Source organism: Micromonospora sp. NPDC047730 (assembly GCF_043204765.1).
Taxonomy (GTDB): domain Bacteria; phylum Actinomycetota; class Actinomycetes; order Mycobacteriales; family Micromonosporaceae; genus Micromonospora.
On record NZ_JBIDCU010000003.1, the window covers coordinates 523238 to 544402 of the forward strand.

Below are 21165 nucleotides of genomic sequence, written 5' to 3' on the forward strand. Positions count from 1 at the left end.
CACGGGCAGCACCGCCAACCAATTACCGCTGCGGCGTGCCCCGGCTCACGTCGACCGGCGGCGCGCCCCGATCCACGTCGGACGGCGGCGCCCGCCGGTCAGCGGTCGACCTGGGTGAAGTCCCACGAGTGTGCCGGGCGGGCGAGCAGCATCGCCGGCGGCTCTGGCAGCGGGCGGGGATTGCTGCGCCACTTGGAGATGACCACCACCCGGTGGTCCGTGGAGGAGAACACCTCGCTGGACAGGTGCATCGGGTCGTGCTCGAACTCCGGCAGCGCCGTGTCGCAGACCCAGGTGATCAGGTCGGCGACGCCGTACGGCTCGGCCCGCGCCTCCCACATCCGCACGATCACGTCATCCGTCCCCGAGTTTCAGACGCTGACGGTGGTCAGCGGCATGGCCGAGTCGGCGGGCAGGTCCAGCCGGCTCGGCGCGACACCCGAGGCGACCAGGTGCGAGCCGAGGGCGGCGACCATCGCGCCGTTGTCCGTGCAGAGCTTCGGTCGGGGCACCCGGACCCGGATGCCGTCCTTGGCGGCGCGGTGCTCGGCCATCGCCCGCAGCCGCGAGTTGGCCGCCACGCCGCCGCCGATCACCAGCGTCTCGACGCCGTTGGTCCGGCAGGCGTCCAGCGCCTTGCGCACCAGCACGTCACAGACCGCCTCCTGGAAGGACGCGGCCACGTCGGCGACCGGCACCGGCTCGCCCGCCCGCTGCCGCGCCTCGACCCAGCGGGCCACCGCCGTCTTCAGTCCCGAGAAGGAGAAGTCGTAGCGGTGGGCGGCGAGGTCCTTGGCGGCGGTCAGGCCGCGCGGGAAGCCGATGGCCGCCGGGTCGCCGGCCCGGGCCTCCCGGTCGATGTACGGCCCGCCGGGGAACGGCAGGCCCAGCAGCCGGGCCACCTTGTCGAACGCCTCGCCGGCCGCGTCGTCGATGGTGGCGCCGAGCGGGGTGACGCCCCGCGCCAGGTCGTCGACGAGGAGCAGGGAGGAGTGCCCGCCGGAGACCAGCAGGGCGATCGCCGGCTCGGGCAGCGGGCCGTGCTCCAGGGTGTCCACGGCGACGTGCGCGGCCAGGTGGTTGACGCCGTAGACCGGCTTCTCGGCGGCGAGCGCGTAGCCCTTGGCGGCGGCCACCCCGACCAGCAGCGCGCCGGCCAGCCCCGGGCCGGAGGTGACCGCGATCGCGTCGATGTCGGCGAGGGTCACCCCCGCCTCCTTCAGCGCCCGGTCCATGGTCGGCACGATGGCCTCCAGGTGCGCCCGGCTGGCCACCTCGGGCACCACCCCGCCGAACCGGGCGTGCTGCTCGACGCTGGAGGCGAGCGCGTCGGCCAGCAGCGTGTGCCCCCGCACGATGCCGACGCCGGTCTCGTCGCAGGACGTCTCGATGCCGAGGACCAGGGGTTCGTCAGTCATCGCCCACCTCCCGGGTGCGCTGCATGACCAGCGCGTCGGTGTTGCTCGGTTGGTAGTAGCCGCGCCGCACGCCGATCGGCTCGAAGCCGTACGCCGCGTAGAGCAGTTGGGCCGGGGCGTTGTCCGCCGCGACCTCCAGCAGGGTGCTGCGGGACCCGAGCCGGGCCGCCTCGGCGAGCAGCGCCTCCAGCAGCAGCCGGCCGACCCCGCGCCGCTGGGCGTCCCGGCGCACCGCGATGTTCTGCACCCACGCCTCGTCGGGCGGGGCCGCGGTGAGCCCGGCGTAGCCCAGCACCGTGCCGTCGTCGTCGGTGGCGACCAGGTAGAAGTGCCCGTTGGCCAGCTCGTTCCAGAACATCGCCGCCGACCACTGCTCGGCGCCGAACAGGTCCGCCTCGATCGGCAGCACCTCGTCGATGTGCCACCACCGGAACCGTTGCAGGCGCACCCCGGTCATGGCAGGACCGGCTTACGGGCCGCCGCCGCCACGGCGTCCGGCCGGCGCAGGTAGAGCGGGGTGAGCGCCTCGCCGGGGGCGCCGGCCCGGATCCGCTCGGCGGCCAGGGTCGCCAGCGCGCCGGCGTCCGGGTAGCGCGGCTCGGCCCGCACGGGCAGGCCGAGGGTGTCCGCGTACCGGTGCGCGCCGTCGCCGACCGCGACCGTGACGGCCAGGCCGCGGGCGCGCTCGGCGGCGACCGCCGGGGCCGACACCTCCGGCCCGACGATCCGCTGGCCCGCGCCGTCGTAGACCGCCCAGTAGATCTCCCGGCGCCGCGCGTCGCTCGCCGCCAGCACCGGCTCGCCGGCGGCCGCCGGGTGGCCGACGGCGTCCAGCGAGCAGACGCCGTACGTCGGCACGCCCAGCACCTGGCCCATGGTGGCGGCGGTGACCAGCCCCACCCGGAGCCCGGTGAACGGGCCGGGGCCGAGCCCGGCGACGATCGCGCCCAGGTCGGCCGGGCGGGCGTCGACGTCGGCGAGCACCGCGTCGACCTGCGGGGCGAGCAGTTCGCCGTGGGCGCGGGCGTCGACCGTGCAGCGGTGCGCCCGGGTCGCGACGCCGTCCGCCGTGACCTCCACCAGCGCCGCCGTCACCGCGGGCGTCGAGCTGTCCACCACCAGTACGAGCACGGTATGCCAGCCTAGCCGGCCCCCTCGTCGGCCCCGGCGACGCGGGTCAGCTCGGGGTACGGAACTTGCGCAGGAAGGCGGGCAGGAGCCAGGGGCGCCGCCCGCTCACGCGCACCTTGCCGGTGAGCACCGCCCGGGCCCGGCTGATCCGGCCGAACATCATCAGGTTGAGCGTGGCGGGGTCGTGGTCGACCACGGCGTCGGGCCGGGCGTCCGGCTCGGCGAACGACACCCGGCCCCGGTGCAGCAGCAGCCGGACCGGGGCCGCGTACGCCGAGCGGAACTCGACCACGACCCGGCGCTCGCTCGGCGGCGGGCCGCCGTCGATCAGCCGCCCGTAGCCGTGCCGGACCACGCCGGCCAGGAACAGCTCCAGGAAGAGCGCGGCGTGCGGGCTGGGCACCTCCCACGGCAGCCCGGTGGCGCGGGCGATGTCGTGGCCATGGATGAGCACCTCGTTGACCAGGTGTGCGCAGAGACCGGCGAGGGGGACCTGCGCCCCGCCGAGCCACGACACCGTCTCGTCGGGGCGCCGCTCCTCGCAGGCGGCCAGGAACTGCTTCACGTCGGCCTGGAACCGGTCGAGCAGGAACTGCGGGTCGCGCTCGGTGAGGTGGCCGAGCAGCACGTCGTTGAAGCCCGCCACCGTGTCGACGCTGGTCTCGGGGAGCAGCCCGTCGAAGCCCGGCACCGGCGGGAGCGGGCGCTCCGGATCCACCAGGCAGACGTACAACCAGGCGATGGTGCCGACGTGGGCGAGCGTGTCCGCCACCGACCAGTGGGCCGTGGCCATGGCCTGCGGCGGGGCGGCGCGGACCAGATCGACGAAGCGGTCGGTCTGGTCCGCCAGGGCCGTCCGCGCCACCCGCCACCGTTCGTCGCTGACCGTCGCCGTCATCCGCCGCCTCCCGGCTCGCCGACCGCTGGAGGCAACAGGCTACAGCGCACGGTCACCGCCCGGTGACGCGCAGATTGCGGACTTCGTCAGCCGGCCGAACGCTCCCAGTCGACCGTGGGCAGGCCCGCGTCGGCGAGGGCCTTGTTGGCCGCGCTGAACGGCCGGCTGCCCAGGAAGCCGCGCGGGTTCATCGGGCTGGGGTGCCCGGCCTCCAGCACCACGTGCTGCGGGTTGGTGACCAGCGCGGCCTTCTTGCGCGCGTAGCCGCCCCAGAGCAGGAAGACCACCCGGGAGTCCAGCGCGTCGAGCGCCCGGATGGTGGCGTCGGTGAACTCCTCCCAGCCGCGGTTCGCGTGCGAGCCGGGCGTGGCCTCGCGGACGGTGAGCACCGAGTTGAGCAGCAGGACGCCCTGCGCGGCCCAGCCGCTCAGGTTGCCGCTGCGCGGCTTCGGCACGCCGACGTCCTCGCCGAGCTCCTTGAAGACGTTGCGCAGCGACGGCGGCACGCTCACGCCCTCGCGGACGCTGAAGCTGAGCCCGTGCGCCTGCCCCGCCTTGTGGTAGGGATCCTGCCCGAGGATCAGCACCCGGCAGTCGGCCGGCGCGCAGAGCCGGTAGGCCGAGAAGAGGTCGTCGACCGGCGGGAAGACGGTGCGGGTCGCGTATTCCCCGGCGACGAACGCGGCCAGCTCGGCGGTGCGGGCCGGGTCGAGGTGCGGGGTGAGCACGGCACGCCAGTCCTCCGGCAGCAGCGCCAGCAGGTCCAGGGTGGGGGCGTCGTCGGGCATCGGCAACCTTTCGCCTGTCGAATCCGTCCCGCGCACTCTAGGCAGACGGTACGACAGCGCTCACCCGAGGGCGGCGAGCCGCTGCGCCCAGTCGCCGCCGACCGGCTCCAGCTCGACCACCCGGGTGTCGTCGTCGCGCCGGTCGACGCGCACCCGCAGGTGCGCCTCCACCAGCTGCTCGACCAGGCCCTCGCCCCACTCGACCACGGTCACCGACTCGTCCACCGAGGCGTCCAGGTCGAGGTCGTCGATCTCGGCGCGCGGATCGGCCGCGTCGCCCAGCCGGTACGCGTCGGCGTGCACCAGCGCCACCGTGCCGCCCCGGGCCGGGTCCGGCCGGTGCACCCTGGCGATCACGAAGGTGGGCGAGGTGATGTCGCCGAGCACCCCGAGCCCGGCCCCGATGCCCTGGGTCAACGCGGTCTTGCCGGCGCCCAGCGGCCCGGTGAGCAGCAGCAGGTCGCCGGCGCGCAGCAGCCCGGCCAGCCGCCGCCCGAACCCGTGGGTGTCGTCGACCGTCGGCAGCTCGACGACCTGCGTCACAGCTCCTCCAGGAAGCGCGTCAGTGCCGCGTTGACCTCGTCGGCGTGCTCCAGCATCACCACGTGCCCGCTGTCGGAGATCTTGACGAACTCGGCGTGCGGCAGCCGCCGGACGATCTCCTCCGAGTGGGTCACCGGGGTGATCATGTCCTTGTCGCCGACGACCACCAGCACGGGGGTGCCCGCCAACGCGGCGAGCGCCGGATACCGGGAGTGCGTCGCCAGCGTCCGCAGGTAGCGCGTCACCGTGTCGGCGGACGTGCGCGAGTTCATCGTCTCGACGTACGACACCAGGGCCGGGCTGGGGTGGCGGGTGCCGAAGCCGTACCTGCGGGTGAGCAGCCAGGCCACGTTGGTGGTGGACTTGCGGGCGCGGTCGATCACCGTGCCGCCGTAGCGGGTGACGTTGCCGACCATGTAGAGCACCGGCGCCCCGACCCGGCCGAGCAGGGCCGGCGCCACCAGCTTGGTCTCGGCGAGCAGGCCGCCGGAGGTGGCCATCAGCACGGTGCCCACGACCCGGTCGCCGAACAGCTCCGGGAACAGCTCGGCGAAGGCCATGATGGTCATGCCGCCCATCGAGTGGCCGACGAGCACCAGCGGCCCCTCCGGGGCGACGCGGTCGATCACCTCGCGCAGCGTCCGGCCGAGCGCGGTGAGGTCGTACTCGCCCGTCTCCAGCCGCCCGGACCGGCCGTGCCCCGGCTGGTCGTACACGACGATCCGGTGCTCGCCCCGCTCGGCGAGCACCTTGCGCTGGAAGTGGAAGGTGCCCATGTCCAGGCAGAAGCCGTGCACCAGCACCACGGTCGGGTTGCCGGGCCTCGGCCGGGTCGGCTCCACCACCTCGACGTGGATGTCGGTACCGTCGGGCATCTCCAGCCGGAACGCCTCGTCGTACCGCTGCTCGCCGAAGACCTCGCCGGCGTACCGGTCGGTGGGGTCGGACTTGAGCTTGCGGACCAGGGCGCGTTCGGTGGCGACGCCGGCCGCGAGCCCGGCGGCGGCGACCCCGACGGCGGCCAGCGCGCCCACGGCGGCCCGGGCGTGCCCGGAGCGGGGCAGCGGAATCCGGGAACGGGACGTCACGGGCGCTCGCCGTCGTAGACGCGGGGCACCCGGCTGCTGCCGAACCGGGTGACGATCTCGTAGTTGATGGTGCCGGCCGCCTCGGCCCAGTCGTCGGCCGTGGGCTCGCCGTCGGCGCCGCTGCCGAAGAGCGTGGCCACGTCGCCGGCGGCCACCGGGTCGTCGCCGCAGTCGAGCACGAACTGGTCCATGCAGACCCGGCCCGAGATCTGCCGCCGCCGGCCGCCGAGCTGCACCGGCCCGCTGTTGGAGGTGTGCCGGGGCACCCCGTCGGCGTAGCCGAGCGGCACCACGGCCAGGTTCGCCTCCCGCTCGGTGGTGTAGGTGTGCCCGTACGAGACGCCGGAGCCGGCGGGGACGCGCTTGGCGAGCATCACCCGGGCCCGGGCGGTCATCGCCGGGCGCAGCCCGTAGCTCTCGCCGGCCACCGGGGAGAGCCCGTAGACGGCGAGCCCGGGCCGGACCAGGTCGAAGTGCGCGTCCGGTCGGGTCAGCGTGGCGGCGGAGTTGGCCAGGTGCCGGTAGCGGGGCCGCAGGCCGGCCTGCTCGGCCATGCCGACGCCCTCGTGGAAGACTGCGAGCTGGCGGTCGATGGTCGGGTGGCCGGGCGAGTCCGCGTAGACGAAGTGGCTCCACACCCCGACCACCTCGACCAGGCCGTCGGCCTGCGCCTTGGCGGCGGCGTCGAGCAGGGCCGGCCAGTCGGCGACGGTCGCGCCACCCCGGGACAGCCCGGTGTCGATCTTGAGGTGCAGCCGGGCCGGTCGCCCGGCCGCGCGGCCCGCCTCGACCATCTCGTCGAGCTGGGGCAGGCTGGCGGCGCCGAGGTCGACCCCGGCGGCGACCCCCTCGTGCAGCGGCAGCCCGGGCGCGAGGAGCCAGGCCAGCACCGGCACGGTGATCCCGGCCCGGCGCAGCGTCAGCGCCTCGTCCAGCGTGCAGACGCCCAGCCAGTCCGCCCCGGCGTCCAGCGCGGCGCGGGCCGCCGGGACCATGCCGTGGCCGTAGCCGTCGCCCTTGACCACCGCCATCAGCTCGGCGGCGGTGCCGGCCCGCAGCCGGCTCACGTTCTCGCGGATCGCGTCCAGATCCACCCGCACCTCGGCCTGCCACATGCCCCCAGCCTACTTTCCGCGCTGATCTCCCCGGCCCAGGCCGGCGGAACCGCTGCGGTCGGCCGAGAGCGGAGCCGCTGCGATCAGCCGAGACGGGCGAGGACCGGGCGGAGGGCGTCGGCCACGTCGGGCGCGGTCACCGGCCCGCCCCGGGCCGCCTCCCGACCGGCCAGCCCGTGCAGGTACGCGGCCGAGGCCGCCGCGCGCTCCGGCGCCAGCCCGGCCGCGAGCAGCGAGCCGAGCAGCCCGGCCAGCACGTCGCCGGTGCCCCCGGTGGCCAGCGCCGGGGTGCCGGTCGGGTTGACGTACGCCCGGCCGTCCGGCGTGCCGATCACCGTGCGGTCGCCCTTGAGCAGCACCACGGCGTTCATCCAGGCGGCCAGCCGCAGCGTGGCCGCCACCCGGTCGGCGCCCGGCGTCTCCCCGCAGAGCCGGGTGAACTCGCGGTCGTGCGGGGTGACCACGATCGGGGCGTCCCGCTTGCGCAGCCGGTCGGCGAGCGAGCCGTCCACCAGCAGGGTCAGCGCGTCGGCGTCGAGCACCACGGGCACCGGGGCGGAGAGCACCGCGCGCAGTTCCCGGGCCGCCTCCTCGCCGGTGCCCAGCCCGGAGCCGCAGACCCAGGCCTGCACCCGCCCCGCGTCGGCGACCCGGCCGGCCGCGATCACCGAGGGGTGCCGGTGCAGCACGTCGGCCCGGGCGGAGCCGGCGTAGCGGACCATGCCGGTCGGGCCGGCCAGCGCCCCGGCGACCGAGAGCACCGCCGCGCCGGGGTAGGTGGCCGAGCCGGTGGCCAGGCCCACCACGCCCCGGGTGTACTTCTCCGACGCCGGGCCGAGCCGGGGCCACCAGTCCACAACGTCCGACCACTCGGTCACGCGCAGCGCGGGGCTGCCGCGCAGCCACGGCTCCAGCCCGATGTCGACCAGTTCCACCTGACCGGCGAGCGCGGCGGCCGGGCCCACCACCAACGCGGGCTTCAGCGCGCCGAACGCGACCGTCACGTCGGCGCGGACGGCGCTCGGCCGCCCGGTGGCGGTCAGCGGCACGTCCCCGGTGTCGACGGCGACGCCGCTGGGCACGTCCACCGCGACCACGGTGGCGGGGGCTCCGTCGCGCCCGCAGTGCCGCACCAGGCTGGCGGCGAGTTGGTCGGCGGTGTCCCGGAGCCCGCCCCGCCCGCCGATCCCGACGATGCCGTCCAGCACCATGTCGACCGTCGCCGGCGGCCGGTCCACGATCCGCCCGCCGGCGGCCCGCAGCGCGCCCAGCCCCTCGGCGTGCGCCCGGCCGGGACTGAGCAGCAGCGCCGACACGGCCGCACCGCGACGGGCCAGGTGCGCGCCGGCCAGGAGCGTGTCGCCGCCGTTGTCGCCGGAGCCGACGAGCAGCAGCACCCGGGCGGCGTAGACCCCGCCCCGGTCGGCGAGCAGCAGCGCGCAGCGGCGGGCCAGCCCGGCGGCGGCCCGCTTCATCAGCGTCCCGGGCGGAAGGGTGGCCATCAGCGCCGCCTCCGCCGCGCGTACGTCCGCGACCCGCCACACCGGTCTCACGCCACCGCCCCCGTCCGAGCTTCCCGGCGCGCCAGGTCGGCGCGCACCGATCACCGTTCCGCGACCACCATCGCCGAGGCGATCCCGCCGTCGTGGGACAACGAGAGATGCCAGCGGTTGACCCCGCGCTCGGTGGCCGCCGCCGCGACCGTGCCCGAGACGGTCAGCCAGGGGCGGCCGTCCGGGTCCGGCACGATCTCGCAGTCGTGCCAGCTCAGCCCGGCCGGCGCGCCGAGCGCCTTGGCGACCGCCTCCTTGGCCGCGAACCGGGCGGCCAGCGACTCCGGCGAACGCGGGTTGCCGGAGCTGGTGTAGCGCTCGGCCTCCGTGAAGAGCCGGTCGGCGAGCAGCGGCGTCCGCGCCAGGGCCCGGGCGAACCGCTCGACCAGGACGACGTCGATGCCGACAGCGACGATCACGGGCTCACCCTACCGGCGCGGGCGGCCGCACATTAGCCGCCGGCTCGGGGCCGGGCAACGCCTGTGGACGACGGCTGTCCGTCCGCCGGGGCCGTCGTCCACAGGGTGCCTGCGCGGGTGTGGACGCCGCCTAGCGTTCCGGTCGTCGATGTTCCGCGAGGCACGGGGGCGAGGATGACCGAGGAGCCGATCACCGTACGACCCGACGCGCTGCGCCGGGCGGCGAGCGCGCTCGGCGACGACGCGTACCGGCTGGGGCACGGGCTGGCCGGGGTGGCCGGGCTGGTGGTGCCGGCCCCGGAGTGGGCGGCCGGGGCGGCCCTGACCGGGCTGGAGTCGGCCGTGCACGCCTGGTTCGGCGGGCTCGGCGCCCGGGTGGCCGAGACGGCCGGTGCGGTGCGGGCGGCGGCCGAGGCGTACGAGTCGGTGGACGACCGGGCGGCCGGCCGGCTCGCCGCCCTCCCCCGGTGAGCGCGCCGGCACGACCGGCGGCGGGCGGAGCCGGGTCGGCACCACCGGTGGCCGGAGCCGCGCCGGCACCACCCGCGGTGGGCCGAACGGGCCCGACCGGGCGGCCGGCGCACCCCGCCGAGCGGGCAACGGGCCGAGCCGGGCCGTCCGGGCGGCCGGCGCACCCCGCCGAGCGGGCGCCGGCCGTGGGATACCGGCAGCTCTGGGCGGCCGATCCGGGTGCCTGGCGGGCCGCCGGGGCGGCCTGGCGGGGGGTGACCGACCGGGTCGGGCGCCGGGCCGACGAGTTGTCCGCCGGGGCGGCGGCGCTGCGCGCCGACTGGTCGGGCGGCGCTGGCGGGGCCGCCGACGCCCGGCTCGCGGCGCTGCGCACCGAGCTGACCACGGTCTCCCCCGCCCTGATCGAGGCCGACCAGGTGCTGGCCGAGTTCGCCGGTCGGCTGGCGGCGGCGAAGGCCCGGGTCTCCGCCGCGGTGACACGCGCGGACGGCGCCGGACTGCTGGTCGACCGGCAGGGGCGGGTCGCCGCCGATCCCGCCCGCGCGCCGACCTCCCCACGGTCGGGGCAGGTCGCGGCCGGGGTGGGCGCGGCGATCCGGGAGGCGCTGGCGCTGGCCGGGGCGGCCGACCGGGAGGCGGCCGACCGGCTGGGCGCCCTGTCCGCCGCCGCCCGGTCGACGTGGGTCGCCCCGCCGCCACCCGGCCGGCCCCCGCCCGGCGCCACCCCGGCCGCGGTGCGGGCGTGGTGGGCGGGGCTCACTCCCGCGCAGCGGCGGTGGCTGGTGGCGCACGAGGCGGCGCTCGTCGGGCGCCTCGACGGGGTGCCGGTGGCCGCCCGCGACCAGGCCAACCGCCTGCTGCTCGGAGCACGGCGGGAGGAGTTGCTCGCCGCGCGGCGCCGGCTGCTGGAGCGGGTGCCGCGCGGGCCGGTCGAGCTGGCCGGGCTGCTGCGGGTCGAACGGGCACTGGCGGGGCTGGACGCGCTGACCGGGCGCCTGGCCGCCGGCGAGGCGCCCCGGGCGTACCTACTGGGGCTGGACACCGCCGGCGAGGGCCGCGCGGTCGTGGCGCTGGGCAACCCGGACCGGGCGGCGCGGACGCTGACGTACGTGCCGGGGATGACCGCCGGCCTGGACGACGCGCCCGGCGAGCTGGGCCGGGCGGCGAGGGTGCTGTCCCGCTGCGCCGACCTCGCGCCGGAGGAGGAGACCGCCGCGGTGCTCTGGCTGGACTACGACGCCCCCGACTTCCTGCACGAGGCGGCCTGGCCGGGGCAGGCCCGGGACGCGGGCCCGGCGCTGCACCGGTTCCAGGATGGGCTGCGGGCGACCCACGACGGGCCTCCGGGCCGGCAGACCGTGCTGGGCCACAGCTACGGCTCGCTGGTGGTCGGCACGGCCGCCCGCGACCACGGGCTGGCCGCCGACGCGCTGGTCTTCGTCGGCTCGCCCGGGGTGGGCGTCGCGCACGCCGCCGAGCTGGGCCTGCCACCCGGGCAGGTCTGGGCGAGCACCGCGCCGGACGACGTGATCCGGCTCGCCCGGCCGCCGGACGAGCTGGCCCGGCAGGCCCTGCTCGCCGCGTCGCCGCTCGGTGGGGCCGCCCGGCTGGCCGGCTGGCCGGAACGCGAGCTGTGGTTCGGCCAGGACCCGGCCCACCCGGGCTTCGGCGGGCGCACCTTCCCGAGCGGCCGGCGCGGGCACACCGGCTACTGGGCGGCCGACAACCCGGCGCTGGACGGCATGGCCCGCGTGGTGCTCGGCCGTTGACGTGGCGGCGCCAGGCGAGACCTCGGCGACGAACGGCCCCCGGGCGCGCAGCGGGTCCCCAGGATCCCGGGATCGGCCGGCGGCGCGGCGGGCGCCCCGCCGCCGGCCGGCGTCACTCGACCGTCACCGACTTGGCCAGGTTGCGGGGCTGGTCCACGTCGTGCCCCCGGGCGGCGGCGATCTCGGCGGCGAGGACCTGCAACGGCACGGTGGTGACCAGCGGCGCGAGCAGCGTCGGCGTACGCGGCACGTAGATCAGGTGGTCGGCGTAGCGGACGACCGCCTCGTCGCCCTCCTCCGCGATCACGATGGTCCGGGCGCCGCGCGCCCGCACCTCCTGGATGTTGGAGACCACCTTGTCGTGCAGCATGCCCCGGCCGACGGGCGACGGCACGATGCAGATCACCGGGGTGCCCTTGTCGATCAGGGCGATGGGGCCGTGCTTCAGCTCGCCGGCGGCGAAGCCCTCGGCGTGCATGTACGCCAACTCCTTGAGCTTGAGCGCGCCCTCCAGGGCCACCGGGTAGCCGACGTGCCGGCCGATGAACAGCACGGTCGGCTCGGTCTTGAGGTCGCGGGCCAGCTCGCGGACCGGCTCGATGCGGTCCAGCAGCTCGCGCAGCTTGCCCGGCATCCGGTGGAGCTGCTCGACCACGGCGGCCACCTCGTCGGCGAACTTGATCCCCCGCACCTGGGCCAGGTGCAGGCCGATCAGGTAGCACGCGACGAGCTGGGTCAGGAACGCCTTGGTCGAGGCGACGGCGATCTCGGGGCCGCCGTGGGTGTAGAGGACGGCGTCGGACTCGCGGGGGATGGTGGAGCCGTTGGTGTTGCAGATGGCCAGGACGCGGGCCTTCTGTTCCTTGGCGTGCCGCAGCGCCATCAGCGTGTCCATCGTCTCGCCGGACTGCGAGATCACGACGATCAGCGTGGACCGGTCGAGAACCGGGTCGCGGTAGCGGAACTCGCTGGCCAGCTCCACCTCACAGGGGATCCGGGTCCAGTGCTCGATGGCGTACTTGGCGACCAGGCCGGAGTGGTAGGCGGTGCCGCAGGCGACGATAAAGATCTTGTCGACGTCGCGCAGGTCCTGGTCGCTGAGGCGGACCTCGTCGAGCATGATCTCGCCGGTCTCGGTGAGCCGGCCGAGCAGGGTGTCGGCGATGGCCTGGGGCTGCTCCTCGATCTCCTTGAGCATGAACCAGTCGTAGCCGCCCTTCTCGGCGGCCGAGGAGTCCCAGTCGATGTGGAAGTCCTTGCCGCTGGCGGGCTGGCCCGAGAAGTCGGTGATCTCGATGGTGTCGCCGGTGATGAGGACGATCTGGTCCTGGCCCAGCTCCACCGCGTCCCGGGTGTGCTCGATGAACGCGGCCACGTCGCTGGCGAGGTAGTTCTCCCCGTCGCCCCGGCCGACGACCAGCGGCGAGTTGCGGCGGGCGCCGACGACGGCGCCGGGCACCGCGGCGTCGACGGCGAGCAGAGTGAACGCGCCCTCCAGGCGCTGGCAGACCACCCGCATGCCGGCGGCGAGCAGCTGCGGGCCCTCGGGGTGGCCGGCGGCGCGCAGGTCGGCCAGTGCGGCGGAGAGCAGGTGCGCCGCGCACTCGGTGTCGGTGTCGCTGGCGAACTGGACGCCGTCGGCCTCCAGCTCGGCGCGGAGCTTCGCGAAGTTCTCGATGATGCCGTTGTGGATCACGGCGACGCGGCCGTCGGGGGCGAGGTGCGGGTGGGCGTTGCGGTCGGTCGGGCCGCCGTGGGTGGCCCACCGGGTGTGCCCGATGCCGGTGGTGCCGTCCCCGATGCCGATGGGGCTGGCCGCGCAGGACGTCGGGTCCTCGGCGGCCCGCTCGGAGAGCACCTTCTCCAGGTTGGCCAGCTTGCCGGCCTTCTTCTCGGTCAGCAGCTCGCCGTCGCAGACGATGGCGACGCCGGCCGAGTCGTAGCCGCGATACTCCAGCCGCCGCAGTCCGTCGAGCACGATTCCGAGCGCCGGGCGCGCGCCGGCGTAACCCACGATTCCACACATGTCCCGCAGCCTAACCCAGTTTCGCTCATCGCATGTGCGCGAAAGCCGGGTAAACGATCACTGAATTTGAGCGATCAGGTAACGGGCGGGATCCGGGAGGACAAACAGCCGCCCCCGTACGCCGGGGGCGAAACCGGCACGGGGAGTGGCTTGCCCGCGTCGGCCGCGTACGGCACCCTGACGGCCGCGCGCCCGTCTCCCCGACGACCAACCTGGACCCCTTTCGCGGCCGCCCCGCCCGCCTTCCCGGAGCACAGCCATGTCCCACGCCATGCCGCCGCCCGAGCCGACCCCGCCGGCAGGCCCGTCCGCACCCGAAGCGGCCCCCTCCGGCCCGCGTGCGTCGGGCAAGCGCCCTCCCGCCGTGGACCTCGGCGTCGCCGCCGGCGCCGTCGTCGTCTTCGGCATCTGCGCCTGCCTCGGCCTCGCCGACCGCCTCGTCAGCCCCGCCGACGAGCGCAACCCGGAACGTCCGCTCGCCCACCTGCCCCACCCGTACCAGCAACCGGCAGGCGGCGGGTGGCCGACGGCGGAGCCGGCCCCGACGACTCCGCCAGCCGTGCCGGCACGGACTGTCGCACCGGCACGGACGCCCTCCGACGGGCCGGGCACGGTCACCGTCGTCTACGAGGTGACCGGCCGCGGGCCAGCCGACGTGGAGTACTACGACGCCAACGGTGACTTCGTCCAGACCGAAGGAGTCACCCTGCCCTGGCGGATGCGGTTGCGCGCACACGACGCCGAGCGGGTGATGGTGCTGGCCACCGGCCCCGACCGGAACCGCACGATCGGCTGCCGCATCACCGTCGACGGCCGGGCCGTAGCCGAGGACGGCGACCGGTGGCAGGTCACCTGCAACAAGGGGACGACGGGTTGAACCCGGGCCGGGAGTCCGTAGGCTGGCGGGCGTGACGACCACCGCCGATGCCGACCCGCTGGTGGCGCGGATGCGCGCGTTCGGGACGACCGTCTTCGCCGAGATGTCCGCCCTGGCCGTGCGCACCGGCGCGGTCAACCTCGGCCAGGGCTTCCCGGACACCGACGGGCCGGCGGAGATGCTCGCCGCCGCGGCCGAGGCGCTGCGCACCGGGCAGAACCAGTACCCGCCGGGGCCGGGCGTCCCGGCGTTACGCGCGGCGGTGGCCGCGCACCAGCGCCGGTTCTGGGGGCTGGAGTACGACCCGGACGGCGAGATCGTGGTGACGGCGGGCGCCACCGAGGCGATCGCGGCGGCGATCCTCGGGCTCTGCGAGCCGGGCGACGAGGTGATCTGCTTCGAGCCGTACTACGACTCGTACGCCGCCTCGATCGCGCTGGCCGGGGCGGTCCGGCGCCCGGTCACGCTGCGTCCCGCCGCCGACGGCCGGTACGCCTTCGACCCGGCGGCCCTGCGCGCCGCGTTCGGCCCGCGCACCCGGCTGGTGCTGTTGAACTCGCCGCACAACCCGACCGGCAAGGTGTTCACCCCCGACGAGCTGGCCCTGGTCGCCGAGCTGTGCCGGGAGCACGGCGCGTACGCGGTGACCGACGAGGTGTACGAGCACCTCGTCTTCACCGATGCCGCCGCCGGCCACGTGCCGCTGGCGACCCTGCCCGGCATGCGCGAGCGGACGCTGCGCATCTCCTCGGCCGGCAAGACGTTCTCCTGCACGGGCTGGAAGGTCGGCTGGGTGAGCGGGCCGGCGGCGCTGGTCTCGGCGGTGCTGCGGGTGAAGCAGTTCCTCACCTTCGTCAACGCCGCGCCGTTGCAGCCGGCGGTCGCGGTGGCGCTGGCCCTGCCGGACGACTACTTCACCGGCTTCCGGGCCGGCATGCAGGCCCGCCGGGACCAGCTCGTCGGCGGGCTGACCGACGCCGGGTTCGAGGTGCTGGCGCCGGAGGGCACGTACTTCGTCACCGCCGACGTCACCGCGCTGGGCGGGCGCGACGGCGTGGAGTTCTGCCGGTCGCTGCCCGAGCGGTGCGGGGTGGTCGCCGTCCCGACCCAGGTCTTCTACGACGACGCCGAGGCCGGTCGCCGGCTGGTCCGCTTCGCCTTCTGCAAGCGCCCGGAGGTCCTGACCGAGGCCGTCGCCCGGCTGCGCCGGCTCACCGACACGCGGTGACCGGCACGTACGCCTGACCGTCAGCCGGCCGCGCGGGTCTGCTTGCTCCCCCGCTCCGTGGGCGTCCCCTCGGAGCGGGCCGTACGAAGCCTGGCGAGCACCGCGCCGCCGTCGGCGAGCAGCACCCCCTCGGCGTCGTCGACGAAGGCCAGGTCGGCCTCGACGTGTCGACTCGCCGCCGCGAGCAGCAGGCCGACCACCGGATCGTCGGCCCGGCGGCGCAGTCCGTCGAGGTTGCGCAGCTCCCGCATCAGGTGGCCGCGTTGGTTGCCGAGCACCGTCCGCACGGTGGCCGGGTCGCCGGACCGGGCCGCGGCGGTCACCTTGAGGAAGAAGTCGTCCCGGAACCCGCCGCTGCGCGGGCTGGGCTCGGCGAGCCAACGGTCCAGCTCGGCCCGGCCGTCCGGGGTGATCTCGTAGACCACCCGGTCGGGCTTGACCGGCTGCGGATGCCGTTCGGCCACCACCAGGCCGTCCCGGGAGAGCCGGTCGAGGATCTGGTAGAGGTGCCCGATGTTGAGCGGCCCCCACTGCGGGCCGACCGCCTCCTCGAAGGCGCCCTTCAGCTCGTAGCCGTAGCTGGCGCCGCCAGCGAGCAGGGCCAGGACCGCGTGCTGTATCGCCACCGTCTCCTCCGATCCGATCCGGACTGGCCCGCCCCGACGGGCCTTGCATTGTCACAATGTATCGCGCACAGTGTGTTCAGCACACGGGGAGGCGCGACATGCTCAACATCATCTGGAAGCAGCTTCGTGGCCGTGCGGGACGGTCGGTGGCGCTGCTGGTCGGCGTGCTGGTGGCGACCACCGGCTTCGTCGTCCTGACCGGCGCCACCACCACCTCCCGACTCGACGTCACCGGCACCGTCGAGCGGGAGACCCGCGCCGCCTACGACATCCTGGTCCGTCCGAAGGGGGCGCGCACCCCGCTGGAGGCCGAACGCCGGCTGGTCCAGCCCAACTACCTCTCCGGCCTCTTCGGCGGCATCACGATGGCCCAGTACGAGCAGGTGAAGGCGGTCACCGGGGTGGACGTCGCCGCCCCCATCGCCATGCTCGGCTACTCCACCGCCCCCGTGCCGACCCCGCTGGACCTGACCGGGGCGGTGGACCGGTCGCTCGACCGGCAGGTCATCCGCGTCGATCCCCGGTTCGTCGCCGAACGCGGCCTCTCCGGCGCGCCAGGCCGGCCCCGCTACGTGTACGTCACCACCCACCCGTTGATCTACCCCCGCACGGACGTGTCCCACTCCAGCGACTCCACGCCGTACACCGACGGGCGCAGCTATCCGTGGGCCGACATGTGCGGTCCCTCGCCGCGCGAGGTGCTGCCCGACGGCCGCACCCGGCCCGTCTGCGACCCGCGATACGCCCTGGGCAGCCCCGGCGCGTACTCGGAACGCGAGGAGTGGTCGCTGGTGGCCGTGCGGCTGCTCCCCGACGGCCGGTTCGAGGCCGGCCGGGGCGTCTTCCCCGACGGCGGTACGGGCCCCTCGTCCACCTCGGACCGGCTGCGGATCGCGGTCAGCCTGACGGTGCCGCTCCTGCTCGCCGCCGTGGACCCGACCGCTGAGGACCGTCTCGTCGGCCTGGGCGGGGCGGTGGTCGACGGGCGGGCGCTGGGCCCGGACGACACCACGACCGTCAAGCGGACCGGCTCGGCGGAAATGCTCAACGTGCCGGTGCTCGCGACCAGCACCCCCTTCGTCGACGAGGAGCTGCGTGCCAGCTTCACGCGGCTGCCCGCGGCCCGACCGGCCGGCGTCGGACTCGACGAGCTGGAGCGCGCCCTCCGGCGCGGCCCCGAGCTGCCCGCCGGCGAAGCCCGGCACGACGTGGCCGCCGGGTGGCGCACCCGGCTCGACGCGGGCCTCTCCCCGGCCGGCTGCTGCTTCGGCCAGCTCCAGGCGATGGTCCAGGCGGGGCCGACGCGGTACGACCGGCTGCCCGACGGCACCCTGCGGGTCGGTGCGCTCCCGGCGGCCGACCCGGAGGTGTACGGCGATCAGTTCACGTTCAACCCCTTCCCGCGCCCCTGGCTCGCTGAGGACACGGGGGCGCGATCGCTGCGCAAGCTCCCGCTGAAGAAGGGCGCGCCGGGCGAGCTGTACCGGGGCTGGCGGGCCGTGGGGGTCTTCGACCCGGAGAAGCTGACCGGCTTCAGCGACCTCGGGCGGGTGCCGCTGGAGACGTACGAGCCGCCGTCGGCGCAGGGCGCGGACGCCCGCAGCCGGGATGCCCTGGGCGGTCGTCCGCTGGAGCCGGGCGGCAACCCCGCCGGCCATTTCTCCGCCCCGCCGCTGCTGCTGACCAGCCTGGACAGCGTGCCGACGCTGCTGGCGGGCGGTGGCAGTCCACAGGCGAAGGCCCCGATCAGCGCCATCCGGGTGCGGGTCGCCGACGTGGACGGTTACAGCGAACGCGCCGCCGAACAGGTCCGGCTGGTCGCCGAGCGGATCGCCCAGGTCACCGGGCTCGACGTCGACATCACGCTCGGCTCGTCCCCCGCCCCGCAGGCCGTGGAGCTGCCCGCCGGGGCGTTCGGCCGGCCGGCGCTGCGGCTGACCGAGAACTGGTCGGCGCTCGGGGTCGCCTCGGTGATCACGAAGGCGGTGGACCGCAAGAGCGTCGTGCTCTTCGTGCTGGTGCTGGTGGTCTGCGCGCTCTTCCTCGGCAACGCGGTCGCCGCCGCCGTCCGGGACCGCCGGTCCGAACTGGCGGTGCTCGCCTGCCTGGGCTGGCCGGCCCGGCGGCTCGGCGCGCTGATCCTCGGCGAGGTCGCCGTCCTCGGGCTGGCCGCCGGGTTGCTCGCGCTGGTGCTGGCGATCCCGCTCGGGGCCGCACTCGGCATCGACGTGGGGTGGCGGCAGGCGCTGTTGGCCGTACCGGTGGCGCTGCTGCTGGCGCTGGTCGCGGGCCTGACGCCGGCCCTGCGGGCCGCGCGGGCCCACCCGGCCGCCGCGCTGCGCCCGGCGGTGGCGACGGCCCACTGGGTACGCCGGCCGCGCACCCTGGCCGGCCTGGCCCTGGCCAACCTGGCCCGCACGCCCGGCCGCACCCTGCTCGGGGCCGGCGCCCTGGCCATCGGGGTGGCCGCGCTGACCCTGGTCGCCGCCGCCGGGTACGCGTTCCGCGGTGCCATCGTCGGCAGCCTGCTCGGCGACACGGTGTCGCTGAGCGTGCGCGGCGCCGACACCATGGCCGCCGTCGCGACCGTGCTGCTCGGGGCCGCCGCGGTCGCCGACGTGCTCTACCTGAACATCCGGGACCGGGCCGCCGAGCTGGCCACCCTGCGCGCGGTCGGCTGGAGCGACGGCGCGCTGGGTCGCCTGATCGGGTACGAGGGGCTGGCCCTCGGACTGCTCGGCGCGGTCACCGGCGCCGGCCTCGGGCTGGCCGGGGCCGCCTGGCTGGTCGGCGCCCTGCCCGGCACGTTGGTCACGGTCGCCGCGCTGGTGGCGGTGGCCGGTGTCCTGGTCACCTCGATGGCCGCCCTGGTCCCGGCCGCGCTGCTGCGCCGGCTGCCGACCGCACGACTGCTCGCGGAGGAGTGACGATGAAGACGACGACGGTGGGCAGCACGGTCCGGGTCGCCGGGCTGGTCCGACGGTTCGGGGCCGGCCCGCAGCAGGTGACCGCGATCGACGACGTGTCCCTGGAGATTCCGCCCGGGGCGGTGGTGGCGCTGACCGGGGCCAGCGGCTCCGGCAAGTCGACGCTGCTGCACATGATCGGCGCGATCGAACAGGTCGACGCCGGCACCGTCACGGTGGACGACCTGGAGATCACCGGGCTCGGCCGGTCCGCCCTGACCCGGTACCGGCAGCGGGTGGGCTTCGTCTTCCAGCGCTACCACCTGCTGCCCGCGCTGACCGTGCTGGACAACGTGATCGCGCCGATGCTGCCGCGCCGGGGGCGGGCCGACCACGCCGCCCGGGCCCGGGAGCTGCTCGACGCGGTGGGCCTGGCCGGGCGGGAGCGGGCCCTGCCGTCCCAGCTCTCCGGCGGTCAGCAGCAGCGGGTGGCGATCGCCCGGGCGCTGATGGGCTCCCCCGGGCTGCTGCTCGCCGACGAGCCGACCGGCAACCTCGACTCGGCCACGGGCGGGCAGATCCTCGACCTGCTGCTGGACCTGCGGGACCGGCACGGCATGACGATCCTGCTCGCCACCCACGAGCGGGCGATAGCCGCCCGGTGCGACCGGCTGGTCCGCCTCGGCGACGGGCGGATCGTCGAGGACGTGGACCTCACGGACGGCGAGGACCCGGCGGCCACCTTCCAGCGCGCCGCGGGCCTGCGCCTGTAGACCGGCCGCCGGCAGCCGCCCCTGGCGGAGGACTCAGGGCCGGTTCCCGACCGCCCGGGAAAGGCGACGGCCCGGGCCCGCCGATGGCGGGCCCGGGCCGAAGCGGGATGTCAGGCGGTCGGGCTGGCGACGCGCACCGCGCCGGCGATGCGCTCGGCCGTCTCGCGGGCGACGTGCTCCGTGGCGGCCTCGACCATGACCCGGACCAGGGGCTCGGTGCCGGACGGGCGGAGCAGCACCCGGCCGGTCTCGCCCAGCTCCGCCTCGGCCCGCTCGACCTCGGCCCGGACGGCGGGCGCGGCCGCGCCGACCGTACGGTCGGCGACGGGAACGTTGACCAGCACCTGCGGTAGCCGGGTGAGCACGCCGGCCAGCTCGGCCAGGGACTTGCCGGTCGCCGCCATCCGCGACATCAGGTGCAGCCCGGTCAGCACGCCGTCGCCGGTGGTGGCGTACGCGGGCATCACGATGTGGCCGCTCTGCTCGCCGCCCAGCGCCAGCCCGGACGCCCGCAGCTCCTCCAGCACGTACCGGTCGCCGACCTTGGTCTCGACCAGCCGGATGCCCTCGCGGGACATCGCCAGGCGCAGGCCCAGGTTGCTCATCACGGTCGCGACCAGCGTGTCCTGCGTCAGCGTGCCGGCCTCCCGCATGGCGAGGGCGAGGATCGCCATCACCTGGTCGCCGTCGACCTCGTCGCCGTCGGCGGTCACCGCGACGCACCGGTCGGCGTCGCCGTCGTGCGCGATGCCCAGGTGCGCGCCGTGCTCGACTACGGCGGCCCGCAGGGCCTCGATGTGGTTGGAGCCGCACTCGTCGTTGATGTTCAGGCCGTCGGGCTCGGCGTGGATGGCGACGACCTCGGCCCCGGCCTCCCGGTACGCCACCGGCGCCACCTCGGCGGCAGCGCCGTTGGCGCAGTCGACCACGACCTTGATCCCGTCGAGACGGTGCGGCACGGTGCCGACCAGGTGCTGCACGTAGTGGTCGGCGCCGTCGAGCAGGTCGTGCACCCGGCCGACGCCAGCGCCGATCGGCCGCTCCCAGGCGGTGGTGGCGTTCGCCGCGACGGCCGACTCGATCCGCATCTCGATCTCGTCGGGCAGCTTGTGCCCGCCGGCGGCGAAGAGCTTGATCCCGTTGTCGGGCATCGGGTTGTGCGAGGCGGAGAGCATGACGCCCAGGTCGGCCTTGGCCTCGGCGGTGAGGAACGCCACGGCCGGCGTCGGCAGCACGCCCACCCGCACCACGTTGGCGCCGGCGCTGGTGAGCCCGGCCACGACGGCGGCCTCCAGCATCTCGCCGCTGGCCCGGGTGTCCCGGCCGACCACGGCGAGCGGGGGATGGCTCTTGTCCGACTCGGCGAGCGTGTGCGCGGCGGCTACCGCCACCGCGAGCGCCAACTCGGGCGTGAGATCCGCATTCGCCCGCCCGCGTACGCCGTCCGTGCCGAACAACCGACCCATACCCGCCAACCTCCGATGAAACGGTCCAGGGAAAGGCGAACGGCCGGGCCGCCTCCCGTCGAGGGGAGGC

Annotated in this window: 20 protein-coding genes; 6 read left to right on the forward strand and 14 right to left on the reverse strand. The window is 75.8% G+C overall.

The window, feature by feature from the left end; genetic code table 11:
* Positions 1 to 98 precede the first annotated feature (98 nt).
* From ACGF5G_RS11710 to ACGF5G_RS11760, 11 genes are all read right to left on the reverse strand, one after another.
* On the reverse strand, positions 99 to 353 hold the full coding sequence (locus ACGF5G_RS11710; protein ID WP_393261555.1) for a hypothetical protein: 255 nt from the start codon (positions 351 to 353) through the stop codon (positions 99 to 101).
* An 18-nt stretch (positions 354 to 371) separates the two neighbouring features.
* Positions 372 to 1418, reverse strand: coding sequence for a tRNA (adenosine(37)-N6)-threonylcarbamoyltransferase complex transferase subunit TsaD (gene tsaD / locus ACGF5G_RS11715; protein WP_393261557.1), 1047 nt, complete (start codon positions 1416 to 1418; stop codon positions 372 to 374).
* On the reverse strand, positions 1411 to 1875 hold the full coding sequence (gene rimI / locus ACGF5G_RS11720) for a ribosomal protein S18-alanine N-acetyltransferase (protein ID WP_393261560.1): 465 nt from the start codon (positions 1873 to 1875) through the stop codon (positions 1411 to 1413). Before rimI ends, tsaD begins: the two co-directional genes overlap by 8 nt.
* Positions 1872 to 2549, reverse strand: a complete 678-nt coding sequence (gene tsaB / locus ACGF5G_RS11725; RefSeq protein WP_393261563.1) for a tRNA (adenosine(37)-N6)-threonylcarbamoyltransferase complex dimerization subunit type 1 TsaB — start codon at positions 2547 to 2549, stop codon at positions 1872 to 1874. Before tsaB ends, rimI begins: the two co-directional genes overlap by 4 nt.
* A 46-nt stretch (positions 2550 to 2595) precedes the next feature.
* Positions 2596 to 3447: a maleylpyruvate isomerase family mycothiol-dependent enzyme gene (locus ACGF5G_RS11730; protein ID WP_393261565.1), complete on the reverse strand. Its 852-nt coding sequence runs from the start codon at positions 3445 to 3447 to the stop codon at positions 2596 to 2598.
* An 86-nt stretch (positions 3448 to 3533) separates the two neighbouring features.
* A complete protein-coding gene (gene ung, locus ACGF5G_RS11735) occupies positions 3534 to 4235 on the reverse strand; it encodes a uracil-DNA glycosylase (protein WP_350704078.1) in 702 nt (233 codons plus the stop codon).
* 60 nt (positions 4236 to 4295) lie between these two features.
* Positions 4296 to 4778: a tRNA (adenosine(37)-N6)-threonylcarbamoyltransferase complex ATPase subunit type 1 TsaE gene (gene tsaE, locus ACGF5G_RS11740; protein ID WP_393261568.1), complete on the reverse strand. Its 483-nt coding sequence runs from the start codon at positions 4776 to 4778 to the stop codon at positions 4296 to 4298.
* Complete coding sequence (locus tag ACGF5G_RS11745; protein WP_393261571.1) at positions 4775 to 5866, reverse strand: alpha/beta fold hydrolase; 1092 nt, start codon at positions 5864 to 5866, stop codon at positions 4775 to 4777. The genes tsaE and ACGF5G_RS11745 overlap by 4 nt, the downstream gene beginning before the upstream one ends.
* Positions 5863 to 6981, reverse strand: a complete 1119-nt coding sequence (alr, locus tag ACGF5G_RS11750) for an alanine racemase (RefSeq protein ID WP_393261574.1) — start codon at positions 6979 to 6981, stop codon at positions 5863 to 5865. The genes ACGF5G_RS11745 and alr overlap by 4 nt, the downstream gene beginning before the upstream one ends.
* A gap of 83 nt (positions 6982 to 7064) precedes the next feature.
* The gene (locus ACGF5G_RS11755) at positions 7065 to 8534 is read right to left on the reverse strand and encodes an NAD(P)H-hydrate dehydratase (RefSeq protein ID WP_393261577.1); all 1470 of its coding nucleotides are present in this window, start codon (positions 8532 to 8534) and stop codon (positions 7065 to 7067) included.
* 50 nt (positions 8535 to 8584) lie between these two features.
* Entirely contained in the window at positions 8585 to 8953 is a 369-nt protein-coding gene (locus tag ACGF5G_RS11760; protein ID WP_350704088.1) for a holo-ACP synthase, read from the reverse strand.
* A 174-nt stretch (positions 8954 to 9127) separates the two neighbouring features.
* On the opposite strand from ACGF5G_RS11760, the gene ACGF5G_RS11765 reads away from it, so the two are divergent.
* Positions 9128 to 9424 (forward strand): hypothetical protein, encoded by a 297-nt coding sequence (locus ACGF5G_RS11765; protein ID WP_393261580.1) that lies wholly within the window; start codon positions 9128 to 9130, stop codon positions 9422 to 9424.
* A 185-nt stretch (positions 9425 to 9609) separates the two neighbouring features.
* Positions 9610 to 11193 carry an alpha/beta hydrolase gene (locus ACGF5G_RS11770; protein ID WP_393261583.1) on the forward strand — a complete coding sequence of 528 codons (1584 nt, stop codon included), beginning with the start codon at positions 9610 to 9612 and terminating at the stop codon, positions 11191 to 11193.
* 112 nt (positions 11194 to 11305) lie between these two features.
* Here the strand turns inward: ACGF5G_RS11770 and glmS are convergent, their stop codons facing one another.
* Positions 11306 to 13219 carry a glutamine--fructose-6-phosphate transaminase (isomerizing) gene (glmS, locus tag ACGF5G_RS11775; protein WP_393261585.1) on the reverse strand — a complete coding sequence of 638 codons (1914 nt, stop codon included), beginning with the start codon at positions 13217 to 13219 and terminating at the stop codon, positions 11306 to 11308.
* A gap of 364 nt (positions 13220 to 13583) precedes the next feature.
* Between glmS and ACGF5G_RS11780 the strand changes: the two genes are divergently transcribed.
* On the forward strand, positions 13584 to 14096 hold the full coding sequence (locus ACGF5G_RS11780; RefSeq protein ID WP_393261588.1) for an MmpS family transport accessory protein: 513 nt from the start codon (positions 13584 to 13586) through the stop codon (positions 14094 to 14096).
* Between the two features lie 31 nt (positions 14097 to 14127).
* A complete protein-coding gene (locus tag ACGF5G_RS11785) occupies positions 14128 to 15324 on the forward strand; it encodes a pyridoxal phosphate-dependent aminotransferase (RefSeq protein ID WP_393261591.1) in 1197 nt (398 codons plus the stop codon).
* Positions 15325 to 15344: 20 nt separating this feature from the next.
* On the opposite strand, the gene ACGF5G_RS11790 is transcribed toward ACGF5G_RS11785, so the two are convergent.
* Positions 15345 to 15950 carry a PadR family transcriptional regulator gene (locus ACGF5G_RS11790; protein WP_393261594.1) on the reverse strand — a complete coding sequence of 202 codons (606 nt, stop codon included), beginning with the start codon at positions 15948 to 15950 and terminating at the stop codon, positions 15345 to 15347.
* 98 nt (positions 15951 to 16048) lie between these two features.
* Here ACGF5G_RS11790 and ACGF5G_RS11795 point away from each other — a divergent pair, with 98 nt between their 5' ends.
* Both ACGF5G_RS11795 and ACGF5G_RS11800 read left to right on the forward strand, forming a co-directional pair.
* Positions 16049 to 18877 carry an FtsX-like permease family protein gene (locus tag ACGF5G_RS11795; RefSeq protein WP_393261597.1) on the forward strand — a complete coding sequence of 943 codons (2829 nt, stop codon included), beginning with the start codon at positions 16049 to 16051 and terminating at the stop codon, positions 18875 to 18877.
* A gap of 2 nt (positions 18878 to 18879) precedes the next feature.
* Positions 18880 to 19629: an ABC transporter ATP-binding protein gene (locus ACGF5G_RS11800; RefSeq protein ID WP_393261600.1), complete on the forward strand. Its 750-nt coding sequence runs from the start codon at positions 18880 to 18882 to the stop codon at positions 19627 to 19629.
* Positions 19630 to 19739: 110 nt separating this feature from the next.
* Here the strand turns inward: ACGF5G_RS11800 and glmM are convergent, their stop codons facing one another.
* Entirely contained in the window at positions 19740 to 21095 is a 1356-nt protein-coding gene (gene glmM, locus ACGF5G_RS11805) for a phosphoglucosamine mutase (protein WP_393261603.1), read from the reverse strand.
* Positions 21096 to 21165: the final 70 nt, after the last annotated feature.